Below are 23,558 nucleotides of genomic sequence, written 5' to 3'. Positions count from 1 at the left end.
CCGCCGTCAGGCATCGTCGGATGTCGACGGACGGAGGCCTGCCGTGGTCGCACCCAGCGCCGAGGACTCGACCGACACCCGGGACCGGACCGTGCCGCGCCAGGCCGGACCCGCCGACTCGGTGCTGCCCGAACTGCGGGCGATGTGGTGGGAGAGCGGGGCGCGGGCCCGGGCCGAGGCCGGCACCTGGACCGTCTTCGCCGAGCTGCCCCGCCTGCTCGCCGCTGCCGTCCGGCTCAGCTGGCGCGCCGACCGCGCCCGGACCCTGCTCGTCGGCATCGCGACCGTCGGCTCCGGCGTGTTCGCGTCGTTCGGGCTGCTCGCGACCCGGCAGGTGCTGGTGCAGCTGTTCGCGGGCGGGCCGACGCCGCAGCGGGTCTCCGCGGCGCTGCCCGCGCTCGGCGCGCTGGCCGCCGTGATCGGGCTGCGGGCGGCGCTCGGGATCGCGTCCGGGTACGCGCAGAACGGGCTCACCCCGCGGGTCGACCGGGAGGTCGAACGCTCACTGTTCGAGGTGACCACCGCCGTGCGGCTGGACGCGTTCGACGCCGACGCGTTCGCCGACGACATGGAGCGCGCCTCCCGCGGCACCGACTCGGCGGTCGGGCTCGTGCAGGGCGCCATGAACCTCCTCGCCGGGCTGGCTGGGCTGCTCGCCGTGGCCGCCGCCGTGATCGTCATCCATCCGCTGCTGCTGCTCGCGCTGCTCGTGGCGACCGTGCCGAACGCGTGGGCGTCACTGCGGGCGGGGCATCAGCGGTACCAGACCTTCATCGCGGGCTCGGTGCGCCGCCGGCGGCTGTGGCTGCTGCACCGGCTCATGGCCGAGCGCGACTCGGCGACCGAACTGCGCTCCTACGGGCTGCGGCGGTTCCTGCTCGACCAGTACGACCGCGTGATGGGCGCCGAGACCGACATCCAGCTCGCCCTGGCCCGGCGGGTCACGACGACCACGAGCGTCGGGTCGGTCATCGGCGGCGTCGCCACCGTCGGCGTCTACACGCTGCTCGGGGTGCTGCTCATGCGCGGGCAGATCCCGATCGCGGCCGCGGCCACGTGCGTCATCGCCGTGCAGACCGCGCAGCGTTCGCTCACGACCGTGACGCTGCAGATCGACCGGATCTACACCGACGGCCGGCATTTCGGCGACTACACCGGGTTCATGGCGCGGGCGGAGCAGTATCTGCCGCACGACGGTGTCGAGAACCGCGCCGAACCGGACGCATTGCGACGCCTCGACGTGCGCGGGGTGAGCCTGGCCTACCCGGACCGCGACACGCCGGCCGTCGATGACGTGTCGCTCACGGTGTACGCCGGGCAGACCGTCGCGTTCGTGGGCGAGAACGGCTCGGGCAAGACCACGCTGGCGTCGATGATCGCGGGGCTGCGCACGCCCGACGCGGGCGCGATCGAGTGGAACGGCCGCGCGCTGCCCGCCTGGGACACCGAGGCGCTGCAGGCGCGCATCGCCGTGGTGACGCAGGAGTACCACAAGTGGCCGTTCACCGCGGCGACGAACATCGCCATCGGTGACGCCGCGGCCGAGCCGTCCCAGCCGCGGATCGAGGCCGCCGCGGTGCGGGCCGCCGCGCACGAGATGATCGCCGAGTTGCCGCACGGCTATGAGACGCTCCTGGACCGTACCTTCGCCAACGGCCAGGACCTCTCGGGCGGGCAGTGGCAGCGCATCACGGCGGCGCGGGGGTTCCTGCGCACCGCGGACCTGCTCATCATGGACGAGCCGTCGTCGGCGCTGGACCCGCGCGCGGAGGACGCCCTGTTCCAGGCGATCCGCGACCGGCAGGGGCGGCTGACGACGGTGCTCATCACGCACCGCCTGGCCAACGTTCGGCACGCGGACCGCATCTACGTCCTGCACCACGGCCGCATCGTCGAACAGGGCACCCACGACGAGCTGATCGACGCCGGCGGTCGCTACAGCGAGCTGTTCCGCCTCCAGGCCGCGGGCTACCTGGCCTGACCCCTCCCCCGGGCTGGTCTTGCGCCCCAGGCCCAGGTCCAGCCGCCCGGGTGGATTCTCCCCCGCGCCGTCCGCGTCGCAGTAATTCGTTTGCGTCGGACCTTGTCGGACCTTGCACGACTCGCACAGTTCGCACTGCACGCACCGCGCAGTGCGCGTTCGCGCGGCTCGCATCGTTCACTCGCGCAGTTCGTCTTGGCCGCGGCACGCGGTGCGCGTTCGCGCGGCTCGGATCGTTCACTCGCGCAGCCCGGCTGCACACACCGCACAATGCGCGTTCGCGCGGCTCGCATCGTTCACTCGCGCAGTTCGTCTTGGCCGCGGCACGCGGTGCGCGTTCGCACATTGCGCGTGGCGCGCACAACCCGACGTTGCTTTGCGGCCGGTCCACAATGGACCGGCGACGTGGACGCGGCCGCGGTCCACGATCCGGCGGGCCACGTGCCCCGCAGCCGCACCCGCCGACGCCAGGGCCGACGCGAACGCCAACTCCGACACCGACACCGACACCGACACCGACACCGACACCGACACCGACGATGCAACAGCAGCCGATCTCGATGGCCGTGGCGATGACGCGGCCGCCGAGGGCTTCGCACGAATCCGAGGCGCGGCCGGGCATTGCGCCGCGGCGAACGGGCTGGCCGGAAACCGAAATCGCCGTCGCCCAGGTGGTGGACGGCAGATCGTTCGGATCCCAAATATCGCGACCGCCGCCGTCATGGACGGGCTCGTGCGTCCACTGCCGTGCGAATGGACGTTCGCGCTGGTCACTATGCTCGCCACCGCCCGCGCCGGCCCCGCCGCGCCGCCCGTGGCGCTCAGCGCGGGACGGCCAACTTGGCGGACCGTACCCACACGGGCGTCGATTGCGGCACGATGATGCCCACGGGGCTGCTGTGACTGGAGGTCGTCGTGGGGAGTTCCAGATACTTCGAGATCCGCACCCGTGACCGGGACGAGGCCGCGGAGTCGCTCAACCGGGTCGCCGTGCACCGGCCCCGGATGCGCTTCGACGACACCGAAACGGGCGGCGTGTCGCTGCGGACCGCGAACTACGACGGGCTCGGCGCCGACCTGATGCGCCTCGGCGGCATGCACTACGCGGCCGACGTCGATCCCGTCAACTTCCTGCTCGCCGGGTTCGTCGCCGACGGCCGCGGGATCGTGCACGGGCGCGAGGACTCCACCGAGGTGCCGCGCCACGGCGGGTTTCTCTACCCGCTCGGCGTCGAGTTCGCCGCGGAGTACGACGACGCGTCGCTGGCCACCGTGCGGGTACCGATGGATGTCATCGCCCCCGTGGCCGAGGCCGCGACCGGGATGCCCGCCGCCGACCTGCGCTTCGAGGCGGTGACGCCGGTGTCGGAGGCGATGCGCCGCTACTGGGCCGCGACCGCCGTGCACCTGACCCGCCACCTCGCCGTGCCCGACGCCGACCTGCCGCCGCTGCTGCTGGACCAGCTGCGCCGATTAGCCGCCGCGTCGCTGCTCACGGTGTTCCCGAACACCACGATGACAGCGGCGCGCCTGCCCGAGCCGGGGCACATCCCGCCGGCCGCGGTCCGCCGGGCCGTGGCCTACATGGACGCCCACGCCGCCGAGCCCCTCACCGCCGCCACGATCGCCACCGCCGCCGGGATCGGGGTGCGCGGACTCCAGGTCGCGTTCCGCCGGCACCTGGACCAGACCCCCCTGGAGTACCTGCGCCGGGTCCGCCTCGAGCGCGTGCACCGCGAGCTGCAGGTGGCCGAGCCCGGCGCGGGCGTGACGGTGAAGGCGATCGCCCGCCGCTGGGGATTCGCCAACCCGGGCCGGTTCACCGCCGAGTACCGCGCGCTCTACGGCCACCTGCCGAGCCGCACCCTGCGCACCTGATGAGGCCGGCGGCCAGGAATTCCGGCAAATACCCCGACAGGCGAAAAATCCGATAAGTCGTGGCGCGGAGCGCCCGACTTATCGGCACCAAAACGAACCCGGCCAACGAAACGGACCGGCGAAATCGGCCAAAACGGACCACCCGAACGGGTGAACCGGCGGAAACTGGCAGACATGAGCAGCCAAGCGCTCGCCGAAGATGCCCAGCACGCACCGGCGGTGCTGAGCCGGCGTCAGATCAACGTTGTGTTCACCGCGATCCTCCTCGGCATGCTGCTCGCCGCGCTCGACCAGACGATCGTCTCCACCGCACTGCCCACGATCGTCGCCGATCTCGGCGGGGCCGGACACATGTCGTGGGTCGTCACCTCGTACCTGCTCGCCGAGACCGTCGCCACCGTCCTGGCCGGCAAGTTCGGCGACCTGTTCGGCCGCAAGCTCGTCTTCCAGGTCAGCACGGTCGTGTTCGTCGCCGGCTCCGCGCTGTGCGGCCTCGCCCCGGGCATGGTCACGCTCATCGCCGCCCGGGCCGTACAGGGCATCGGCGCCGGCGGGCTCATGGTCACCGCGATGGCCCTCATCGCCGACGTCATCCCGCTGCGCGACCGCGGCCGCTACCAGGGCGCCCTCGGGGCCGTCTTCGGCGTCACCACCGTCGTCGGGCCCACCCTCGGCGGGCTGTTCACCGACCACCTGAGCTGGCGCTGGGCGTTCTACGTCAACGTCCCCGTCGCCGTCGTCGTGCTCGCCATGTCCGCCCGCGCGCTGCCGTCGATCCGGGCGGCGATCAAGCCCGTCATCGACTACCTCGGCATCGCCCTCGTCGCCGCCGGCGCGTCCAGCATGATCCTGGCGCTGTCGTGGGGCGGCAACGAGTACGCCTGGAGCTCCCCCGTCATCATCGGGCTCCTCGCCGCCGCCGTCGTGCTCCTCGCCGCGTTCGTCGCCGTCGAGATCCGCGCCGACGAGCCGATGCTGCCCATGCGGCTGTTCCGCAACTCCGTCTTCACCGTCTGCTCGGCGCTGAGCTTCATCGTCGGCTTCGCGATGCTCGGCGCCATGACGTTCCTGCCGACCTACCTGCAGTACGTCGACGGGGTCACCGCCACCGACTCCGGCGTGCGCACCCTGCCCATGGTGCTGGGCCTGTTCACCACCTCCATCGCGTCCGGCACCATCATCAGCCGCACCGGCCGCTACAAGGCGTTCCCGATCGCCGGCGGCGCCGTCATGGCCGCCGGCCTCTACCTCATGTCGACCATGAAACCCGGCACCAGCGTCTGGCTCGAGTCGCTGCACATGTTCGTCCTCGGCCTCGGCATCGGCCTGTCCATGCAGGTGCTCACCATCGCCGTGCAGAACACCGTCCCCTACGCCGACCTCGGCACCGCCACGTCCGGCGTCACGTTCTTCCGCACCCTCGGCAGCAGCTTCGGCACCGCCATCTTCGGCACCCTGTTCTCCAACCACTTCGGCCCGGCCCTGGCCAAGGCCCTCGCCGGCGACCCCGGCGTCGCGCCGGCCGCCGCCCAGAACCCCGAACTGCTGGCCAAGCTGCCCCACGCGCAGGCCGCCCCGATCATCGACGCCTACGCCTCCAGCATCACCGACGTGTTCCGCTGGGTCGTGCCCGTCGCCCTGCTGGGCTTCCTCATCGCCTGGTTCCTGCGCGAGGTACCGCTGCGCGACAGCGCCCGCGCCGCCGCCACCGACGTCGGCGACGCGTTCTCCGCCCCGCCCGCCGACCGCATCGGCCAGCTCGAACGCGCCATCAGCGACACCATCCGCCACACCCGCGGCAGCGACCCCGGCTTCGTCAACCGCATCCTCACCGCGGCCGGCGGCGGCCTCAGCCCCGCCCAGGCCTGGGCCGTCGGCCAGACCCACCTGCACACCACCGTGCGCGGCGAGGCCACCGTCACGGCGATCGCCGACCGCCACCGCATGCCCCGCGAGGTCATCGCGCCCGCGTTCAGCGAGCTCGCCGGCGCCGGCCTGGCCCGCCTCGACGGCGACGCCGTCCAGCTCACCCCGGCCGGCGAGGCCCAGCTCGACCGGGTCCGCACCGCCTGGAAGCAGTGGCTCGACGCGCACCTCGAGGACATCACCCTCGCCGAGCCCGGGGACCACGCCCTGCTCGACAAGGCGCTGACGAACATCGCGACGCGGCTGGTCGACGAGCAGGGCGAGCTACAGAAAGCTTAGAACCTTCGCCTGCAGCCAGTGCTCCAGATCCGGGGCCGTCATCGGCCTGGCGTAGTGGTACCCCTGCGCGATGTCGCACCCGAGCGCCCGTAGCGCGTCCGCGTGCGCCGCGGCCTCCACGCCCTCGGCGACCACCGTCATCCCCAGGTTGTGGCCCAGCTCCACCGCCCCGCGCACCAGCACGACGTCGTCGTGGTCGGTGTCCATGTGCAGCACGAACGTCCGGTCGATCTTCAGCTCGTCGACCGGCAGCTGCTTGAGGTACGCCATCGACGAGTAGCCGGTGCCGTAGTCGTCGATCGACAGCCGCACCCCGAGATCGTGCAGCTGCCGCAGCGTCGCCGTGGCCTGCGCCGGATTCGCCATCACCGCCGACTCCGTCACCTCCAGCCGCAGCCGCCCGGCCGGCACCCGGTGCTCGGCCAGCAGCCGCGTCACGTCGTCGACCAGCCCCGGGTCCAGCAGGCAGCGCGGGGACAGATTCACCGCCACCGGCAGCTCGCGGCCCGCGTCGAGCCACGCGCGCGACTGGGCGAGGGCGTGGCGCAGGACGTACAGCGTCAGGCGGTTGATCAGACCCGTCGTCTCCGCCACCGGGATGAAGTCCGCCGGGGCGATCTGGCCGCGCACCGGATGCCGCCACCGCACCAGCGCCTCCAGCCCGCACACGGCCCCGTCGGCCAGCGACACCTTCGGCTGGTAGTGCAGCGAGATCTGGTCCTCGACCTCCAGCGCCCGGCGCAGGTCCCCGAGCAGCAGCAGCCGGCTCGAGTCCTCCGTGCGCATCTCCGGCTGGTAGGCCAGCACCCCGGCCTTGGTGTCCTTCGCCGTGTACATCGCGATGTCCGCGCACCGCACCAGCTCGTCCGCCGAGCCCGAGTCCTGCGGCGCCGACGCCACCCCGATCGACACCTCGATGTCCACCGTCACGTCGCCGAGGTCGAAACTGCGGTGCAGCTCCGCCTGGACCCGCTCGGCGAGCCGGGCCGCGTCCGCCGCGCCGGTCGCCGGCAGCAGGATCGCGAACTCGTCGCCGGCCAGCCGCGCCACCGTGTCCGCGGTGCGCACCGCCGCCGTCGTGCGGGCCGAGACCTGCCGCAGCAGCTCGTCGCCGTACTGGTGGCCGAGGGTGTCGTTGACCTCCTTGAACCGGTCCAGGTCGAGCATGAGCACCGACGGGGCGCCGTCGAGGGCCTCGGCGGTGCGGGCGAGGAACACGCTGCGGTTCGGCAGGCCGGTGAGCTCGTCGTGCATCGCCTGGCGCACCAGGCGCCGCTGGTAGCCGGTCGCGACGAGCGTGAAGACCACGATCATGCCCAGCCCGACGGCGAAGGACGACAGCGTCGCCACGAACACGAGCCGCTCCACCCGGTCGAGCCGGTCGCTGGCCTCACCGGCCGCCGCGTCCTGCTCCTCCTCGGCGTCGTGCAGCATCGAGCCGAGCTGCGACTCGAGGGGGTCGATGTCGTCGGCGGCGACGCGGCGGATCTGCACCGGGTCGGCGCGGTCGACGGCGGAGAAGAACCGCTCGGCCGCGGCGAGGTACTGCTTGTGCAGGCTGCGCAGCTTGGCGACGACGGCCCGGTCGTGCGCGGAGCCGTGCGCGTCGATGTCGCGCAGCGACGCCTCCAGCGAGGCCGCCGCGTCGGCGTGGTCGACGCGGGCGTGCCGCTCGGGCTCGATGCGGTACTGCAGCTTGAAGATCTCCTCGCTCGCGGTCGCCTCGTGCGCGTGGTGGTACACCTCGGCCAGCCAGGCCGCCGTGCGCGCCGACGTCGCCACGTGCCGGGTCGCCACCGTGCCGACCACGCTCACGCCCGTCAGCCCCAGCAGCACCAGGGCCAGCCCGATGAACGCGACACGGCGCCTGGCTTGCGATCGTGACACGGCTGCTCCCGTCCGCGCCCGTGCCATCCGCGGGCCGCACTACCCGGATCGTCGGCACCGTGGGGCCCACGTTGACCGGAGCGGCGGTTGCGAGTCGGGATCACACCCGGTTTCGCATCCTAGGATCCTAGGTCCTGTTCCCCGAAAACGTCGCGTTCGGTACCTTCTGCTGCGCAATGAGTACTCCGGACCCCGGGCGCATCGACGACCGCGCCGCCTTCGCCGAGGCTCTCACCGCGCTGCGCGAACGGGCGGGGCTCTCGGTGCGCCAGGTCGCCGCGAAGGCCGGCGCCCGCAACTCGCTGAGCACCCTCGGCGACTGGTTCTCCGGCAAGGGGCTGCCGTCGCTGAGCTCCCAGCCGCTGTTCGTGCGGGTGCTGGAGGCGTGCGCGGTCCCGGCCGGGGCGGTCGCGGACTGGCTCGCCGCCTGGCACCGCATCCGGCACCGGCCCGTGAGCCGCGCCGCCGCCGGGGAGCCGTACCGGGGCCTGGCGAGCTTCCAGCCGTCCGACGCCGCCTGGTTCTTCGGCCGCGAGCGGATGACGGCCGCGCTGCGCGAACGGGTGGCGGCCCGGCACGCCGGCGGGGGCGGGCCGATGCTCGTCGTGGGCGCGTCCGGCTCCGGCAAGTCCTCGCTGCTGCGGGCCGGGCTCGTGGCGGCACTTCGGGCCGAGGGCTGGACGGCCGAGATCGTCACGCCCGGCGCCGCTGGCCCCGCCTTCCCCTCCGTCGTGGCCCGCAAGGCGCTGCTCGTCGTGGACCAGGCGGAGGAGCTGCTGGCCGGCGGTACCGACCCCACTGTCTTCGTCGCCGGCCTCGCCCCGCCGCCCGGCGCGGTCGTCGTGCTCGCCCTGCGGGCCGACTTCTACGCCCCGGCGCTGGCATATCCGGCGCTGCTGGAGGCGGCCCAGCAGCACCAGTTCACCGTCGGGGAGATGACCCGCGACGAGCTGCGCGCCGTGATCACCGAGCCCGCCCGGCGGGCCGGCGTCGACGTCGAGCACGGGCTCGTCGAGCTGCTGCTGGCCGAGGCCGGCTCCGGGCACGCGACGCTGCCGCTGCTGGCGCACGTGCTGTTCACCATGTGGCGGGCCGACCGGCGGCTCACCCTGGCCGGGTACCGGCGGGCCGGCGGGATCAGCGGCGCCGTCGCGGCCACCGCCGAGGAGGTCTGGGCCGGGCTGCCGGAGTCCGCCCGGGAGCCGGCCCGGCGCCTGCTCACCGCGCTCGTGCACGTCGGCGTCGACACCGTCGACACCCGGCGCGTGGTCGCGGCCGCCGGCCTGCTCGCCGAGCTCGCGTTCGACACCGCCGACGCCGCCGAGGCCGAGGCCACCCTCGAGCGCTTCGTGCGCCACCGGCTCGTCACCGCCGAGGACGGCACCGTCCGGCTCAGCCACGAGGCCCTGCTCACCGCCTGGCCCCGGCTGCACGGGTGGCTGCGGGACGGGCGGTCCGGGCTCGTCGTGCGCCAGCAGCTCGCCGCGGCCGCCGCCGGCTGGCAGCGGGAGCGGCGGGACCCGGCGGCGCTCGTCGGCGGCACGAGGCTGGCCGCGGCGCAGGACTGGGCCCACGAGCACCCGGCCGAGGTCTCCCCGCCGCTGGCCGAGTTCCTGCGGGCCAGCGCCCGGCACGCGCGGCGGACGACCCGGCGGCTGTACCGCACGATCGCCGCCCTGTCCGCGCTCGCGCTCAGCACACTGCTGCTGGCCGGGTACGCGTTCCAGCAGCGGCACGCGGCCGTCGACCAGCGCAACGAGGCCCTCTCCCGGATGATCGCCGGGCGCGCCGACTGGCTGCGCGAGCGGGACCCCACCCTGGCCGGGCAGGTGGCGCTGGCCGCCTACCGCACCGCACCGACGCTCGAGGCGCGCTCCGCCCTGCTCGACGCGACCGCCACGCCCACCCCGGCCCGGCTCGGCCCGTTCGACCGCGCGGCCCAGGCGGTCGTGCTGCTGCCCGGGCGCAGCCTGCTCGCGGCGGCCGGGGCCGACCACACGGTCCGGCTCTGGCGGACCTCGGCCACTCCCGTCCCCGCCGGCGCGCCCCTGCCCGGCCCGGCCGAGGCCCTGTACGCGGTCGCCGCCAGCCCCGACGGGAGCCTGCTGGCCGCGGCCGGCGCGGAGGGGAAGGTCTTCGTGTGGCGCCTCGACGACCTGGCGCACCCGCAGGCCCTGCCGCCGCTCGACGGGCCCGCCGGCACCGTCTACGCCCTGGCCTTCAGCCCCGACGGGCACACCCTGGCCGCGGGCGGCGCCGATCACGCCGTGCACCGCTGGCAGGTCGGCGCGGCCGGGGTCCTGCCCGCGCCGCCCCTGCCCGAGGCGGCCGACGTCGTGCAGTCCCTCGCCTACAGCCCCGACGGGCGGACCCTCGCCGCCGGCACCGCCGACCGGCTCGTGCACCTGTGGAGCGTCGCCGGCCCGGCCGCCCCCGCCCACCTCGCCGCCCTGCCCGGGCACACCGGCAAGGTCCTCGCCGTCGCGTTCAGCCCCGACGGCCGGCTCCTGGCCAGCGGCAGCGGCGACGCCACCGTCCGGCTCTGGGACGTCGCCGACCCCGCCCGCGCGGCCGCGCACGGCCCGCCCATCACCGGCCCGGCGAGCTGGGTCAACGCGCTCGCGTTCGCGCCCGGCGGCGAGACCCTCCTGGCCGGCTCCAGCGACAAGAGCGTCACCGTGTTCGAGGTCGCCACCGGCCGCCGCCGGCAGCGCCTGCCGCACCCGGCCCCGGTCACCGCCGTCGCCCTCACCCCCGACGGGCACGGGCTGGCCAGCGCGAGCACCGACGGGTACATCCGCACCTGGACGCTGCCCGGGCCACTGCTCACCGGCCCGTCCGGCGGGGTGTTCGCCACCGCTTACAGCCCCGACGGCACCACCCTCGCGGTCGCGGGCAAGGACCAGACCGTCCGGCTCTGGCACCTCACCGACCCGGCCGGCCCGGTCCTGTGGACCGCGCCGCTGAGCCGCCCGCCCGGCGCCGGCGGGTACGCGGGCACCGCCGCCTACGCGCCCGGCGGCCGCCTGCTCGCCGCCGCGACCCGCACCGGCGAGATCGACCTGTGGAACGTCGCCGACCCGTCCCGCCCGAGCCGCGCCGGGGCGCCCCTGACCGCCGGGAAGGACCTCGTCGAGTCGCTCGCGTTCGGCCCCGGCGGCACCGTGCTGGCCGCGGCCGGCGACGACGGGAACGTGTACCTCTGGGACGTGCCCGGCGCGCGCCCGCTCGCCACGATCCCGGGCTCCAAGGCGATCGTGCTCTCCGTCGCGTTCGGCCCGGGCCGCCCGCTGCTGGCCGCGACCGACACCGACGGCGGCGTGCGCCTGTTCGACGTCGCCGACCCGGCCCGGCCCCGGCTGCTCACCACGCTCGGCGGGTTCACCGGCTACGCGTACAGCGCCGCCTTCAGCCCCGACGGGCGCCTGCTCGCGGCCGGCAGCGCCGACAAGAGCATCCAGCTGTGGACCCTCGCCGACCCCGCGCATCCGGTACCGCTCCCCCGCCGCCTCACCGGCCCCGCGAGCTACGTGGACTGGGTCGCGTTCGCCCCCGGCGGCGACCGCCTCGCCGCCGCGTCGACCGACGGCACCGTGTGGCTCTGGGACGTGCGCGAGCCGTCCCGCCCCGCGGCCCTGGCCACGCTGGGCCGCACCGACGACGCGTACTACGTGGTCGCGTTCAGCCCCGACGGGCGCACCCTGGCCGCGGGCGGCGACGACGGCACGACCCGCCGGTGGGACACCGACCCGCGGCACGCCGGCACCGGGATCTGCTCGGGGGCGGGGGCCGCGATCAGCCGGGCGGAGTGGGAGCAGTACGTGCCGGCGGCGCCCTTCACCCAGCCCTGCTGAGCCGTCCGGACCCGTCCGGAGTGCTGGACGCCGGACGCCGCCGGACGGTTGGCTGTGCAGGCGCGATGACGTTGCCCGGCACCAAGGGGGGCGGCCGCCCGCCGGGCTCACTCTCCAGCTCCCGGCGGGCGGCCCACATCGCCCGGACGAACGCTCCTAGGCGGACGCCGACGGGTCCTCGGGCGCGAGGTCGTCGTCGAGCAGGTCGGCGCCGTCGTAGTCGGCGGCCCCCGCATAGGGATCGAAGGTGTCGAGGTCGTCCATGCGGCGACGGTACCGCCGGTGCGCACCCGGCCCCTCCCGGTTTCGTGCCAGGCGCGGTGCTCACGTTCCTGCGCGCCTGAGCTCCCGGCGGTTGGCCATGATGCTCGTCGCGGTCACCGCGCCCAGGGTCGCGATGATCACGACCAGCGAGAGCGGGGTCGGCACGTCCGGCACCCACGACCACACCGTGTGCGCCCAGTGCAGCACCAGCTTGGCGCCGATGAACGCGAGGATGATCGCGAGGCCGTGGTTGAGGTGGCGCAGCTTCGACAGGGCGTTGCGCAGCACGAAGTACAGGGCCCGGAGGCCGAGCAGGGCGAACGCGTTGGTGGCGAAGACGAGGTACGGGTCGCTGGTCACGCCGTACACCGCCGGCACCGAGTCGACCGCGAACACCACGTCGGTCAGGAACACCGCGGCCACGACCAGCGCCATCGGGGTGAGCGCGCGCCGCCCGGCCTGACGGATGGTGAGGCGGGCGCCGTGGTACTCGTCCGTGACCGGCATGAGCCGGCGCAGCAGCCGCGTGGCGCGCATGTTCCCCGGGTCGACCGTGTGCTCGTCGTGCCGCAGCGCGTCGCGCAGGACCTTGGCCGCGGTCACGATGAGCACGGCCCCGAACAGCAGGAACGCCCACGTCCCCGCGCTGAGCAGCGCGGCCCCGGCGGCGATGAACACGCCCCGCAGCACGAGCGCGCCGACGATGCCGTAGAGCAGGACGCGCTGGGTCAGTTTCGCCGGTACCGCGAACGCGCCGAGCAGCAGCATGAAGACGAACAGGTTGTCGACCGAGAGCGACTTCTCGACCACGTAGCCGGTGAAGAACTCGACGCCGGGCTCGCTGCCGTGGGCGAGCCACACGTAGACGCCGAACACGGCCGGGAGCGCGAGGTAGAACACGGACCAGGCCACGGCCTCGCGCATCGGCACGTCGTGGGGCTTACGGGTCAGGATGAAGTCGAGGGTGAGCAGTCCGAGCAGGACGGCGATGGTCGCCGCCCAGAGCTGGGGGGACGCGATGGACTCGGCGGGCATGCGGGTCTCCTCGAACGCAGCGTCACACGTTCGAGGTCTCCCTCACCCGCCCGGCGGGTGGCCGCCCGGGAACCGCATCGGCGGCTCGTACTGACCGGAACGACCTTGCGAGGTACTCCCCTCAGCGGCCGAGGATACGGGCCCAACCTGGACGTTCCCTGAGTGCGGGCCCGCCCAGTGATGCGACAGGCCTCAGCCGGACGTCTCCACGAAGCCGGGCGGCGGCCCCGCGGCCGCGTTCGGGTCGGCCCCGGCCGGCGGGGCGCTGACCAGATCGCCCGGGCTCGACGCGCTCGGCTCGGCCGAGCCGGTCGGCTCCGGCGTCCCGCTCGGCGAGACCGACACCGTGGGCGAGGCGGACGCGGACGGCGAGGCCGAGGCGCTCGGCGACGCCGAGCTTTCGACCGGCGGCACCGACGGCGGGGGCGGGGCCGGATTCACGGGCCCGGTCGTGCTGGTGACCGGCCGGTTCTTGCCCGTCGTCGCGGTCGTGGGCGTGGGCCGGGGCGCATTCGCGGTGGGCGCGGCGGTGGCCGGCGGCGCGACGTCCTGCCCGGTCGGCGGCAGGTCGACCGGCGGCACCGCGACGACCTCGGGCGACCGCCCGAGCCACGGCACCATCCCGGTCCCGGACGACCCGAGGGCCCCGACCGCACCGGCGAGCACGACCACGACCCCGGCGGTCACCGCCCCGGTGCGCAGCGCCCAGCGCCGCGACCGGAACCGCCCGGCCTGCTCGTGCATCCACTCCCCGAACGCCCGGAGGCTCCCGTTGAGCCCGCCGTCGCCGACCAGCCCGGTCCGCGCCAGGATCCCGGCCCCGGCCCCGCTCCGCGCGGCGAACAGCGGCCGGGTCTCCTCACCGGCCGCGTGCCGGGGCTGACGGGCAGACCCGGACAGCTCAGCCGCGGGCGGGCTCGCCTCCGCAGGCGGGCCGGAGCGCTCCGCGACCAGCCGGGCGAGGTCGGAGCGATCGGCGGCCGAGCGCACGAAGTCGGGGCGGCGGAAGGCCGGTCGAACCGGATAGGCCTGATCCTCGGCGGGGGCCGGGTGCGCGGGGTCCACGGCCGTGCGGATGACGATGGCGTCGTCGGCATTGGTGTGCGCGAGGTCGAGGTCGAAATCGAGGCGGCCGGCGACCGGGCGCCCGGGGTCGGTGGCCCAGGCAAGCTCGCCGGCGGGGCGGATCAGGTCCTCGGCGGTGCCGGCGCGCTCCGAGCCCGTGGCCCGGGCGGCGCGCTCCGAACGCATGGCGCGGGCGGCGTTGCCGAAGCGGTCGGCCAGGGCGGAGCCCCCGGAGCGCAGGGAGCGGCTCAGGCGGGCGGCGCGGGACCGGCGGTCGGCATGGTGCGCGTCGGGGCGCAGGTTGGCCAGCACCGCCGTGCGGCGCGACTCGGCCGCCTCGCTCAGCCAGGCCGGCAGGTCGACGGTGGTGCCGGACAGCTCGGCGAGGATGAGCGCGACCTCGTCGCTGGAGGGTCGCTCGGCGGCGTCGACGCGCAGGCAGCGGTCGACCAGCTCGAACAGCTCGGCCGGGGCGCCGTCGCCGACCTGGCCCCCGACGCAGCCGGCGAGGACCCCGCCGAGGGCCCGCACGTCGGCGGCGGCCGCGGCGGGCTCGAACTCGCCGTCCCCGGCGAACCCGACGACCTTCGCCCCGAGCTCGCCGAGCAGGATCTTGGCGGCCGTCAGGCCACCGTGCGTGACCCACTGCCCGTGCGCGTGGGCGAGCGCGGCCGCGACCTGGGCCCCGATCCGGGCGGCCTCCCGCCACGACAGTGCCCCCTCGCCGAACAGGACGGCGAGCGACGGCCCTTCGGCGAGCTCCATGACGACGTAGGGCGTGGAGCCCCGCTCCGGCAGGTCGGCGACGCCCACGTCATAGACGGCGGCGATGTTGGCGTGCACGAGCCGCGCGGCGATGCGCCCGCCGGCAAGGAACCGGTCGGTGACGTCGGCCGCGCTCAGATGCGGAATGCGAACCGCGACCGGCCGATGCAACAGCCGGTCGGCGCCATGCCAGATCTCCGCGGTCCCCCCGGTCCCGGTCACCCGGTCCAGGCGATACCGCCCATCAAGCTCCATGGTCTCCTGCAACGCCCCCCAGCTCTGCCCGGATGCCCCACCCTTGCCGCACTGCTACCCTACCGTCCGCCGCCTGCCCGCCACGTGACGGTTAGGTGTCGATTTGGCTGGTCCCGGGCCATCCGCGGGGCATCCACAGGTCTTTCGGATACCCACGAGGCGTCCGAATCCCCCTCGCGGGGGCTTGCGTGTGGCCAGGATCACCACAGCGTGCCCGTGGCACAGTTGAGGCCATGGTGCGGTACGGACGGGCCGGGTGACGCCGCGCGGCGTCTACCGGCTCGTGGCCCTCGCGGTCATCGCCGGGTGCGTCGTGGTGTCGTACGTCGCGATCCGGCACCGGGCCGGGGAGCCGCCGGCGCCGCCCCCGCCGCCGGGGCCGCGGCCCGCCTTCCAGATGCCGTTCCCCTGCGGTGAGGTCTGGACGCTCACGACGTACCCGGGGCACGACGACTTCGACATCGACTTCTTCGCCACGTCGGGGTCGACCGGCGGCCGGACCGTGCTCGCCTCGGCCGGCGGGACCGTGACCTGGGCGGGGTGGAGCGCGACGCTCGGCGACGGCAAGCCGGCCCCGGCGGGGGCGTCCGGGACCCGCGGCGGGCTCGGGTACGGCGTGATCATCGACCACGGCGGCGGCTGGTTCACCGAGTACGGGCACTTCGGAGCCGCCCCGCGGGTGCGCACCGGCGACGCCGTCACGCCCGGGCAGCCGATCGGGGTCGTCGGGCACACCGGGTCCACGACCGTCGACCACCTGCACTACGAGCAGCTCAACGATCGGCTCGACCCGAAGCGGACCCGCGGCAACGGGGACAAGGTGGAGGCCGTGTTCGACGGGGTGCCCTCCGGGATCACCAGCGACGACCACTCGCCGGACCAGGTCCGCACCAGCCGCAACTGCACGGCGACCGAGGCACGGCCGTCGGCCTGACCGGCCGCCGAACGTCCACAGTGGACTCACACCCCCTGGTATTCTCGGCGTTTTAGCAGGGGGTGAGCATGCGAGCACGCGCGGCCGTGGCCGGACTGGCCCTTGCGGTCTGCGCGCTGCTGCTCGGGCTCAGCCTCGCGCACCACGCGGTGCCCGGCGACACGTTCCAGGTGCAGCGCGCCGCGCCCGCCCACGCCATGCTCGCCGCCGACGTGCGCGACGCGGTGTCCGCGACGCCGGTCGCGGCCGAGGGCGAGGCGCAACCGCGCTTCACCGGCGGCCCCGCGGAACAGTCCACGACGAAGCCCAGCATCGGGTGGTCCGGCGAGCCCGCCGGCTGCCGGGGTCCTCCCAGTTCCTGAAGGCACACCGAAACGCATCAGCCGTGGCCCGTCCGGGTCGACGGCATAAACCCGTTTGCCTTCAGGAGGTACATCCATATGAGTGCCGTCCTGGCGATCGCCATCTTCACCGTGGCCTTCGCCCTCATCGCCACCGAGAAAGTGCACCGCGTGGCCGTCGCGCTCGGCGCGGCCGGGGCCATGGCCCTGCTCGGGCTCGTGCCCGGCCAGGACGTCTTCTTCTCCGAGCACGCCGGCATCGACTGGAACGTCATCTTCCTGCTGCTCGGCATGATGATCATCGTCGGGGTCATCAAGCAGACCGGCCTGTTCGAGTTCCTGGCCATCTGGGCCGCGAAACGGTCGCGCGGCCGGCCGTACAAGCTGCTCGTGATGCTCATGGTCATCACCGCGGTGGCCTCGCCGTTCCTGGACAACGTCACCACCATCATGCTCGTGGCGCCGGTGACCGTGCTGGTCTGCCGCAAGCTGGGCATTCCCGCCGCGCCGTACCTCATCGCCGAGGCGCTCGCGTCCAACATCGGCGGCGCGGCGACGCTCATCGGCGACCCGCCGAACATCATCATCGGCAGCCGGGCCGGGCTCACGTTCAACGACTTCGTCATCCACATGGCGCCGATCGTGGCGGTGCTGTTCGCGCTCTTCGTGCTGCTGGCGTGGGTCATGTTCCGCAAGCGCTTCGAGTACCACCCCGAGCGCGTCGCCGAGATCATGGCGCTCGACCCGCGGGCCGAGATCACCGACCGGCGGCTGCTGTGGCGCTGCCTCGCGGTGCTGTCGCTGGTCGTGACCGGCTTCGCGCTGCACGCCGTCATCCACGTCGAGCCCGCGATCATCGCGCTGCTCGGCGCCGGCCTCATGGTGCTCGTCTCGCGGGTGGCGACGGAGAAGTACCTCGAGGAGGTCGAGTGGTCGACGCTCGTGTTCTTCATGGGACTGTTCGTCATGGTCGGCGGCCTGGTGGAGACCGGCGTCATCCACCGCATCGGCACCTGGGCGACCGGCCAGGTCGGCGACGACTACTTCGCGGCCGCGACGGGGCTGCTGTTCGGCTCGGCGATCCTGGGCGCGTTCTTCGACAACATCCCCTACGTCGCCACGATGGCCCCGATCGTCGAGGACATCGTGGCCACCACGCCGGACCCGGAGACGGGCCGGTCGCTGTGGTGGGCGTTCGCGCTCGGGGCGGACTTCGGCGGCAACGGCACCGCGGTCGCGGCCAGCGCCAACGTCGTGGTGCTGGGCATCGCCGCCCGCTCCGGGGAGCCGATCAGCTTCTGGCAGTTCACGCGGTACGGCATCATCACCACGATCGTGACGACCGTCATCGCCTGGGGGTACGTCTGGCTGCGCTACTTCGCCTGACAACCATCCAGTGCCACGACAACCGTCCAGTGCCACTGAACGGTTCGGGGCAGTTCGTCACAAGACTGTCATAGCGCCGCGGGACCACGGTCATATCGATTCGCCAGGGTTGCTGCGGCACCGGCGGGCGGGCAGCGGACACGGCTGCCCGCCCGCCTCCTCAAGCAGGCAAGTCAGCTGGGAGCACGCACGATGGACGTCGAACGCACCGCCCTGCCCGGAATCGGCCTTCGGCACGAGTTCGTGACCGCCAAGGGCCAGCACGCGGCGGTCCTGTCGCACGTCTCCGGCCGCCGCGATGTGGTCCTCTACAGCAGCGAGGACCCCGACACCGTGGTGGCCACCCTCGCGCTGAGCACCGACGAGGCCAACGGCGTGGCCGAGCTGCTCGGCACCGCCCGCATCGTCGAGCGCCTCGCCGACCTGCAGCGGCAGGTCACCGGGCTCAAGACGGTCCAGGTGCCGATCACGGCGGGCTCGCCGTACGACGGCCGCTCCCTCGGCGCCACCCAGGCCCGCACGCGCACGGGCGCGTCGATCGTGGCCGTGATCCGCGCGGGCCAGATCCTCGCCAGCCCGCGGCCCGACTTCGTGTTCGACCCTGGTGACCTCGTCGTGGTCGTCGGCACGGCCGACGGCACCGACGCGGTCATCAACATCCTCGCCAACGGCTGACCGCGCATGCACGGTGCTGCTGCCCTGATCGAGATCGGCGCGGTCATCCTCGGCCTCGGCCTGCTCGGAGCCGTCTCGGCCAAGTTCGCGATCTCCCCCATCCCGCTCTACCTCATCGCCGGGCTCGCATTCGGCCAGGGTGGCATCCTGCCCCTGGCCACGAGCGAGGAGTTCACCGCGACCGGCGCCGAGATCGGCGTCATCCTGCTGCTGTTCACGCTCGGCCTGGAGTACACGGCGCCGGAGCTCGTCGGCACCCTGCGGCACAACGCCCTGGCCGGTGTCGTGGACCTCGTGCTCAACGCGGCGCCCGGCGTCGCGACCGCGCTCATCCTCGGCTGGGGGCCGGTGGCCGCGGTGGCGCTGGGCGGCGTGACGTACGTGACCTCCTCCGGCATCACCGCGAAGGTGCTCAAGGACCTCAACTGGCTCGGTAACCGCGAGGTGCCGATCGTGCTGTCGCTGCTGGTCTTCGAGGACCTCACGATGGCCGTGTACCTGCCGATCCTGACCGCCCTGCTGGCCGGGGTCGGGCTCGTGGCCGGCCTGACGACCCTGGCCATCGCGGCCGGGACGATCACCGTCATCCTCGTCATCGCGCTCAGGTTCGGCCGGTACGTCGAGATGTTCGTCGCCTCCCCCAACGAGGAGGTGCTGCTGCTCAAGGCGCTCGGCCTGACCGTGCTCGTGGCCGGCGTCGCCCAGCTGCTGCAGGTCTCGGCCGCCGTCGGCGCGTTCCTCGTCGGCATCGCGCTGTCCGGCCCGCTCGCGCACACCGCCCGGGAGCTGCTCAGCCCGCTGCGGGACCTGTTCGCCGCGGTGTTCTTCGTCTTCTTCGGCCTGCACACCGACCCGGCCGCGCTGCCGCCGATGCTCGGCATCGCGGTGCTGCTGGCGGTCGTGGGCGTGGCCACGAAGTTCGCGACCGGCTGGTGGGCCGCCCGCCGGGCCGGGATCAGCCCGCTCGGCCGGGCCCGGGCCGGGGTGGCGCTGAGCCCGCGCGGCGAGTTCAACATCGTCATCGCGGGCCTGGCCGTGTCCGCCGGGCTCAACGAGAGTATCGGCCCGCTGGCCGCCGCGTACGTGCTCGTGCTCGCGGTCCTCGGCCCGATCCTGGCCCGCTCGCTGGAGCCGCTGAGCCGGCGCATCGCCCGCAAGCGCGGCCTGCCGGCGCCCGCGCCGGAGACCGTGCCCGCACCGGAGACCACGTGATGGACGTGACGGTCGTGCTGCCGTGCTACAACGAGGCAGCGCACGTGCGTCAGGAGCTCGACCGCATCTGCGCGGCCCTCGACGCCTCCGGCTTCCGCTACGAGGTGCTCGCCGTCGACGACGCCTCGACCGACACGACCCTCGACGAGCTGCGCCGGGCCGCGGCCGTGCTGCCCGCGGTGCAGGTGGTCCAGATGGGCCGCAACGGCGGGGCGGGCACGGTGCGGCGGCTCGGGTCGCGGATGGCCCGGGGCGAGATCGTCGTGTGGACCGACGCGGATCTGACGTACCCGAACGAGCGCATCCCCGAGCTGGTGCGCCGCCTGCGCGAGGACAGCTCGGTGGACCAGGTCGTCGGGGCGCGCACCTCCGAGCAGGGCAGCCACCGGTTGCTGCGGATCCCGGCCAAGTGGACCATCCGCAAGATCGCCGAGTGGCTGGCCGGGCAGGACATCCCGGACCTCAACTCGGGGCTGCGCGCGTTCCGCCGCTCGGTCGCCACGCCCTACCTGCGGCTGCTCCCGCCCGGGTTCTCCTGCGTCACGACGATCACGCTGGCGTTCCTGTCCAACGGGCACGGGGTCGCCTACGTGCCGATCGACTACGGCAAGCGGGCCGGGCGCTCGAAGTTCCGGTTCGTGCGCGACGCCTACCGGTACCTGCTGCAGGTGCTGCGCATGGTGATGTACTTCAACCCGCTCAAGGCCCTGATGCCGCCGGCCCTGGTGCTCATCGGTGTCGGGGCGGTCAAGAGCGTCGTCGACGTCGTCGTGCACCCGGTGCGCCTGGCCACCAACACGGTGCTGGTGTTCCTGACCGGGCTCATCATCGCCTCCGTGGCCCTGCTGGCCGACCTCGTCGTGCGCTCGCGCCCGGACGCGTGAGCGGGCGACGGCCGCCGCGGCCCACCCGTCAGGCTCGGCCGATGCTCCGACTCGCGCGGCAGGTCCTCGGCAGCTGGCTGCGCTGGGGCTTCCTCGCCGCGGCGCTCGCCGGGTGCGCGGCCGCGATCTGGCCGCACCGCGCCGCGGTCGCCGCCGCCGCGCGGGACGTCGGGGTCGCGGCCGTCGGGCTCGGCGCGGCCGCCGCGGTCGCCGGGCTGCTGGCCACCCTCCAGTCGTGGCGGGCGGTGCTGGACGGGCTCGGCTCCCCGCTGCCGGCACTCCCGGCCGCGAGGGTCTTCTTCGCCGGGCAGCTCGGCAAGTACCTCCCGGGCTCCGTCTGGCCGATCGTCGCCCAGATGGAGCTCGCCCGGGCGCACGGGGTGCCCCGCTCGCGGACCGCCGCCGCCGGCCTGCTCACCATGGGCGTCTCCCTCGTCGCCGGCCTGCTCACCGCGGCCGCGACCCTCCCGCTCGCGCTTGCCGGATCCGACGGCCGGCTGCGCTGGCTCCTCGTCGCCGCCCCGGTGGCCGCGGCCGCCCTGCACCCGGCCGTGCTCAACCGCGTCATCGCCCGCGCGCTGCGGCTGACCCGCCGGCCCCCGCTCGAGCGGCCCCTGCCGGGCCGGGCGGTGCTCGCCGCGGCCGGGTGGGCCATCGTGACGTGGCTGCTGTTCGGCGCGCACGTGTGGCTGCTGCTGCGGCCCCTGCGGCCCCTGGGCGAGCAGGCGGGCCCGGCCCTGGTCGTGTGCGTGGGCGGGTTCGCGCTCGCCTGGTGCCTGGGGTTCCTGGTCGTCATCGCCCCGGCCGGCGCGGGCGCCCGGGACCTGGTGCTCGTCGGGCTGCTCGCCACCGTGGCGGGCGGCGGGGCGGCGGCGGCCGTCGCGCTGCTGTCCCGGGCCGTGATGACCGCGGCCGACCTGATGCTCGCCGGCCTCGCCTACGCCCGGACCAGCCAGCACTCCAGCAGCCGCGGGTCGGTGCCGTCGGGGCGCCGCGCGAGCTGATGCTGGTCCTCGCGCTCGTCCTGGTACACGACGCGTTCGAGGGGCAGGCCGTACGGCAGCAGCGGCAACGTCGACGTGGACATCAGCACCGGGTCGCGCCCGGCCGCCCGCACCGCCGCGGCCACCATCCGCAGCCGGTCGACGGTCGGGTCCGGCAGCTGCGCGACCGGCAGCCCGCACTGGTTGCGCACGGTCGGGGCCCACTGCGTGTCGATCATGATCACCGTGTCGTCCGGGCGCAGGGCCCGGCACAGCCGCGCCGCGGCCTCCGGCTCGCCGACCTCGGTGCGCAGCGGCGCGAGCGGCACCGTCACCCACAGCGCGGGGCCGATCGCCAGCGCGAGCAGGGCCGCCATCCACGGCACCCGCAGCCGCATCCGGGCCAGCCCGGCGAGCGCGACGACGGCGAGCAGCACCACGGCCGGCAGCACCTCGACGACGAGCCGCCGGTCGGCCCACGGGTGGTCCGGCGTGATGGCCGGGCGCAGCAGCGTCGCCGCGGCCGAGCCGCCGTAGACGAGCAGGATCGGCAGCAGCCGCCACTGCCGCCCGCGGGCCACGCCGGCGGCGGCCGCCATCAGCCCGCCCCAGGCCAGCACGAGCAGGGGCCAGCCGAAGTACCAGGAGACCCAGGACAGGCTCTGCTCGGCGTACCCGCGGGTGCCGTCGACGGGCAGCCCGAGCCGCCGCTGGTGCGAGGCCACGTAGTCCATCGTCGACGCGGCGGTGACCGAGTGGTCCGTCCAGTACCAGGGCCGCGCGGCGAGGGCGATCCCACCGGCCACGACCAGCGCGACGGCGAGCCTGGGACTCAGCCGCAGCGACCGGCGGCGCAGGAGGATCGCCCCGGCCACGGTCCCGACGACGGCCGCGACCAGCAGCAGCGCCATCGGCCGGGCCGAGGACCAGTTCACCTGGACGTACGGCCACGTCACGTACCGGGCGTCGAGGTACCCGAGCCCGCCGCCCACCAGCGCCCCCGACGCGAAGGCCAGGGCCCCCGGCTGCCGGCGCACCCACCACCACCCGATCGCGGGCAGCACGAGCGCGAAGTCGACGGCCATGTCGAGCCGGACGAGCTCGCCCCCGCCCAGCACCAGCCCGGCCAGGGCGAAGAGCGGTGCCCGGCGGCTCTGCCACGCGTCCAGCAGCAGGGCCAGCCCGCCGGCGAGCATGAGCGCGGCGAGCGGCTCGGAGTAGGTGGTCTGGCTCACCCGCAGCATCGGCCAGGCGGCGGCGAGCAGCAGCGCGGCGACGGGGGCCCAGCGCGGCCCGGCGATCCGCGCGGCGAGCCCGGCGACGGCGAGGACGGCGAGGCCGCCGACGAGGCCGGGCAGCACGAACATGCCGGTCCAGCCGCCGGCCCAGTGCGCGGCGGCCAGGAGCGTCGGCCAGCCGGTCATGAACTGCGGGACGATCGTCCCGTCCTGCTCGTAGAACCCGGGATGGGCGAAGGTGACCTCGTCGGCGGCGCCCCCGAAGGCCTCGGCCGGCACCGGCGCGGTGAGCCCGGGGTGGCCGCTGAGCCAGAGGCCGATCTGCGCGTACGTGCCCGCGTCGCGGTGCAGCACCGCCTGCTCGCTGTGCGTGGCCATGGCCAGCGCCGCGAACGCCGCGGCGATTGCGAGCGTCGACGCGACCGCCCACCACGGCGCGGGCCGGGTCCGGGCGGCCGCCAGGGCGGGCCGGGCCAGCCGGACGAGCAGCACCGCGGCCGCCGCGGCCGCGGGCAGCACCGTCCACGCGTGGAAGGCGCCGAGCGCGGCCAGCGGGACGGCCACGAGCAGCCAGCCGGTGACGGCGAGCACGGGCAGGACGGATGCCAGCTGCAGCACCCGCCCGGCCCGCGCGCCCGGCGCGGTCCGCACACGGAGCGCGCCGGCGAGGTGAGTCCGGTTCGCGGCAGGCATCGCGGGCCATTGTGGCCCCGCAG

The 23,558-nt window shown here is 74.5% G+C and carries 15 protein-coding genes; 11 read left to right on the top strand and 4 right to left on the bottom strand.

Annotation, left to right across the window (positions count from 1 at the left end; all coding sequences use genetic code 11):
* Positions 1 to 43 precede the first annotated feature (43 nt).
* The 3 genes from ABT369_RS17650 (at position 44) to ABT369_RS17640 (ending at position 6,064) form a co-directional block, all read left to right on the top strand.
* Positions 44 to 1,981: an ABC transporter ATP-binding protein gene (locus ABT369_RS17650; protein WP_502891778.1), complete on the top strand. Its 1,938-nt coding sequence runs from the start codon at positions 44 to 46 to the stop codon at positions 1,979 to 1,981.
* A 915-nt stretch (positions 1,982 to 2,896) separates the two neighbouring features.
* Entirely contained in the window at positions 2,897 to 3,859 is a 963-nt protein-coding gene (locus ABT369_RS17645) for a helix-turn-helix domain-containing protein (RefSeq protein ID WP_350613079.1), read from the top strand.
* A 174-nt stretch (positions 3,860 to 4,033) separates the two neighbouring features.
* Positions 4,034 to 6,064, top strand: a complete 2,031-nt coding sequence (locus tag ABT369_RS17640; protein ID WP_350613077.1) for an MDR family MFS transporter — start codon at positions 4,034 to 4,036, stop codon at positions 6,062 to 6,064.
* On the opposite strand, the gene ABT369_RS17635 is transcribed toward ABT369_RS17640, so the two are convergent.
* Positions 6,050 to 7,951: a putative bifunctional diguanylate cyclase/phosphodiesterase gene (locus ABT369_RS17635; RefSeq protein WP_350613076.1), complete on the bottom strand. Its 1,902-nt coding sequence runs from the start codon at positions 7,949 to 7,951 to the stop codon at positions 6,050 to 6,052. The genes ABT369_RS17640 and ABT369_RS17635 overlap by 15 nt on opposite strands.
* 176 nt (positions 7,952 to 8,127) lie before the next feature.
* Here ABT369_RS17635 and ABT369_RS17630 point away from each other — a divergent pair, with 176 nt between their 5' ends.
* Positions 8,128 to 11,805 (top strand): nSTAND1 domain-containing NTPase, encoded by a 3,678-nt coding sequence (locus ABT369_RS17630; protein WP_350613074.1) that lies wholly within the window; start codon positions 8,128 to 8,130, stop codon positions 11,803 to 11,805.
* Between the two features lie 324 nt (positions 11,806 to 12,129).
* On the opposite strand, the gene ABT369_RS17625 is transcribed toward ABT369_RS17630, so the two are convergent.
* A complete protein-coding gene (locus tag ABT369_RS17625) occupies positions 12,130 to 13,104 on the bottom strand; it encodes a TerC/Alx family metal homeostasis membrane protein (RefSeq protein WP_350613072.1) in 975 nt (324 codons plus the stop codon).
* A gap of 192 nt (positions 13,105 to 13,296) precedes the next feature.
* Positions 13,297 to 15,189, bottom strand: coding sequence for a protein kinase (locus tag ABT369_RS17620; protein ID WP_350613070.1), 1,893 nt, complete (start codon positions 15,187 to 15,189; stop codon positions 13,297 to 13,299).
* A 256-nt stretch (positions 15,190 to 15,445) separates the two neighbouring features.
* On the opposite strand from ABT369_RS17620, the gene ABT369_RS17615 reads away from it, so the two are divergent.
* The 7 genes from ABT369_RS17615 (at position 15,446) to ABT369_RS17585 (ending at position 21,625) form a co-directional block, all read left to right on the top strand.
* Complete coding sequence (locus ABT369_RS17615) at positions 15,446 to 16,123, top strand: M23 family metallopeptidase (RefSeq protein WP_350613068.1); 678 nt, start codon at positions 15,446 to 15,448, stop codon at positions 16,121 to 16,123.
* A 68-nt stretch (positions 16,124 to 16,191) separates the two neighbouring features.
* On the top strand, positions 16,192 to 16,485 hold the full coding sequence (locus tag ABT369_RS17610; protein WP_350613067.1) for a hypothetical protein: 294 nt from the start codon (positions 16,192 to 16,194) through the stop codon (positions 16,483 to 16,485).
* 78 nt (positions 16,486 to 16,563) lie between these two features.
* Positions 16,564 to 17,850 carry an ArsB/NhaD family transporter gene (locus ABT369_RS17605; protein WP_350613066.1) on the top strand — a complete coding sequence of 429 codons (1,287 nt, stop codon included), beginning with the start codon at positions 16,564 to 16,566 and terminating at the stop codon, positions 17,848 to 17,850.
* Positions 17,851 to 18,042: 192 nt separating this feature from the next.
* A complete protein-coding gene (locus ABT369_RS17600) occupies positions 18,043 to 18,525 on the top strand; it encodes a cation:proton antiporter regulatory subunit (protein WP_350613064.1) in 483 nt (160 codons plus the stop codon).
* A gap of 6 nt (positions 18,526 to 18,531) precedes the next feature.
* Complete coding sequence (locus ABT369_RS17595; RefSeq protein WP_350613062.1) at positions 18,532 to 19,737, top strand: cation:proton antiporter; 1,206 nt, start codon at positions 18,532 to 18,534, stop codon at positions 19,735 to 19,737.
* Complete coding sequence (locus tag ABT369_RS17590) at positions 19,737 to 20,621, top strand: glycosyltransferase family 2 protein (protein ID WP_350613273.1); 885 nt, start codon at positions 19,737 to 19,739, stop codon at positions 20,619 to 20,621. Before ABT369_RS17595 ends, ABT369_RS17590 begins: the two co-directional genes overlap by 1 nt.
* 41 nt (positions 20,622 to 20,662) lie before the next feature.
* Positions 20,663 to 21,625: a lysylphosphatidylglycerol synthase domain-containing protein gene (locus tag ABT369_RS17585; RefSeq protein WP_350613060.1), complete on the top strand. Its 963-nt coding sequence runs from the start codon at positions 20,663 to 20,665 to the stop codon at positions 21,623 to 21,625.
* Here the strand turns inward: ABT369_RS17585 and ABT369_RS17580 are convergent.
* Positions 21,559 to 23,535, bottom strand: a complete 1,977-nt coding sequence (locus tag ABT369_RS17580; protein ID WP_350613058.1) for a hypothetical protein — start codon at positions 23,533 to 23,535, stop codon at positions 21,559 to 21,561. The two genes, ABT369_RS17585 and ABT369_RS17580, sit on opposite strands and share 67 nt — an antisense overlap.
* Positions 23,536 to 23,558: the final 23 nt, after the last annotated feature.

Origin of the sequence: Dactylosporangium sp. NPDC000244 (assembly GCF_040300725.1) — a bacterium.
In the GTDB taxonomy this organism is placed as follows: domain Bacteria; phylum Actinomycetota; class Actinomycetes; order Mycobacteriales; family Micromonosporaceae; genus Dactylosporangium.
Note: the sequence above shows the minus strand (reverse complement) of the source record. Positions and strands in the feature narration are given on the sequence as shown.

Bases quoted from the DNA above. Each gene is read 5' to 3' on its own strand.
- ABT369_RS17600 (WP_350613064.1), top strand. From the start codon at position 18,043: ATGGACGTCGAACGCACCGCCCTGCCCGGAATCGGCCTTCGGCACGAG.
- ABT369_RS17580 (WP_350613058.1), bottom strand. From the start codon at position 23,535: ATGCCTGCCGCGAACCGGACTCACCTCGCCGGCGCGCTCCGTGTGCGG.
- ABT369_RS17595 (WP_350613062.1), top strand. From the start codon at position 18,532: ATGCACGGTGCTGCTGCCCTGATCGAGATCGGCGCGGTCATCCTCGGC.
- ABT369_RS17620 (WP_350613070.1), bottom strand. From the start codon at position 15,189: ATGGAGCTTGATGGGCGGTATCGCCTGGACCGGGTGACCGGGACCGGG.
- ABT369_RS17625 (WP_350613072.1), bottom strand. From the start codon at position 13,104: ATGCCCGCCGAGTCCATCGCGTCCCCCCAGCTCTGGGCGGCGACCATC.
- ABT369_RS17585 (WP_350613060.1), top strand. From the start codon at position 20,663: ATGCTCCGACTCGCGCGGCAGGTCCTCGGCAGCTGGCTGCGCTGGGGC.
- ABT369_RS17590 (WP_350613273.1), top strand. From the start codon at position 19,737: ATGGACGTGACGGTCGTGCTGCCGTGCTACAACGAGGCAGCGCACGTG.
- ABT369_RS17610 (WP_350613067.1), top strand. From the start codon at position 16,192: ATGCGAGCACGCGCGGCCGTGGCCGGACTGGCCCTTGCGGTCTGCGCG.
- ABT369_RS17640 (WP_350613077.1), top strand. From the start codon at position 4,034: ATGAGCAGCCAAGCGCTCGCCGAAGATGCCCAGCACGCACCGGCGGTG.
- ABT369_RS17605 (WP_350613066.1), top strand. From the start codon at position 16,564: ATGAGTGCCGTCCTGGCGATCGCCATCTTCACCGTGGCCTTCGCCCTC.
- ABT369_RS17630 (WP_350613074.1), top strand. From the start codon at position 8,128: ATGAGTACTCCGGACCCCGGGCGCATCGACGACCGCGCCGCCTTCGCC.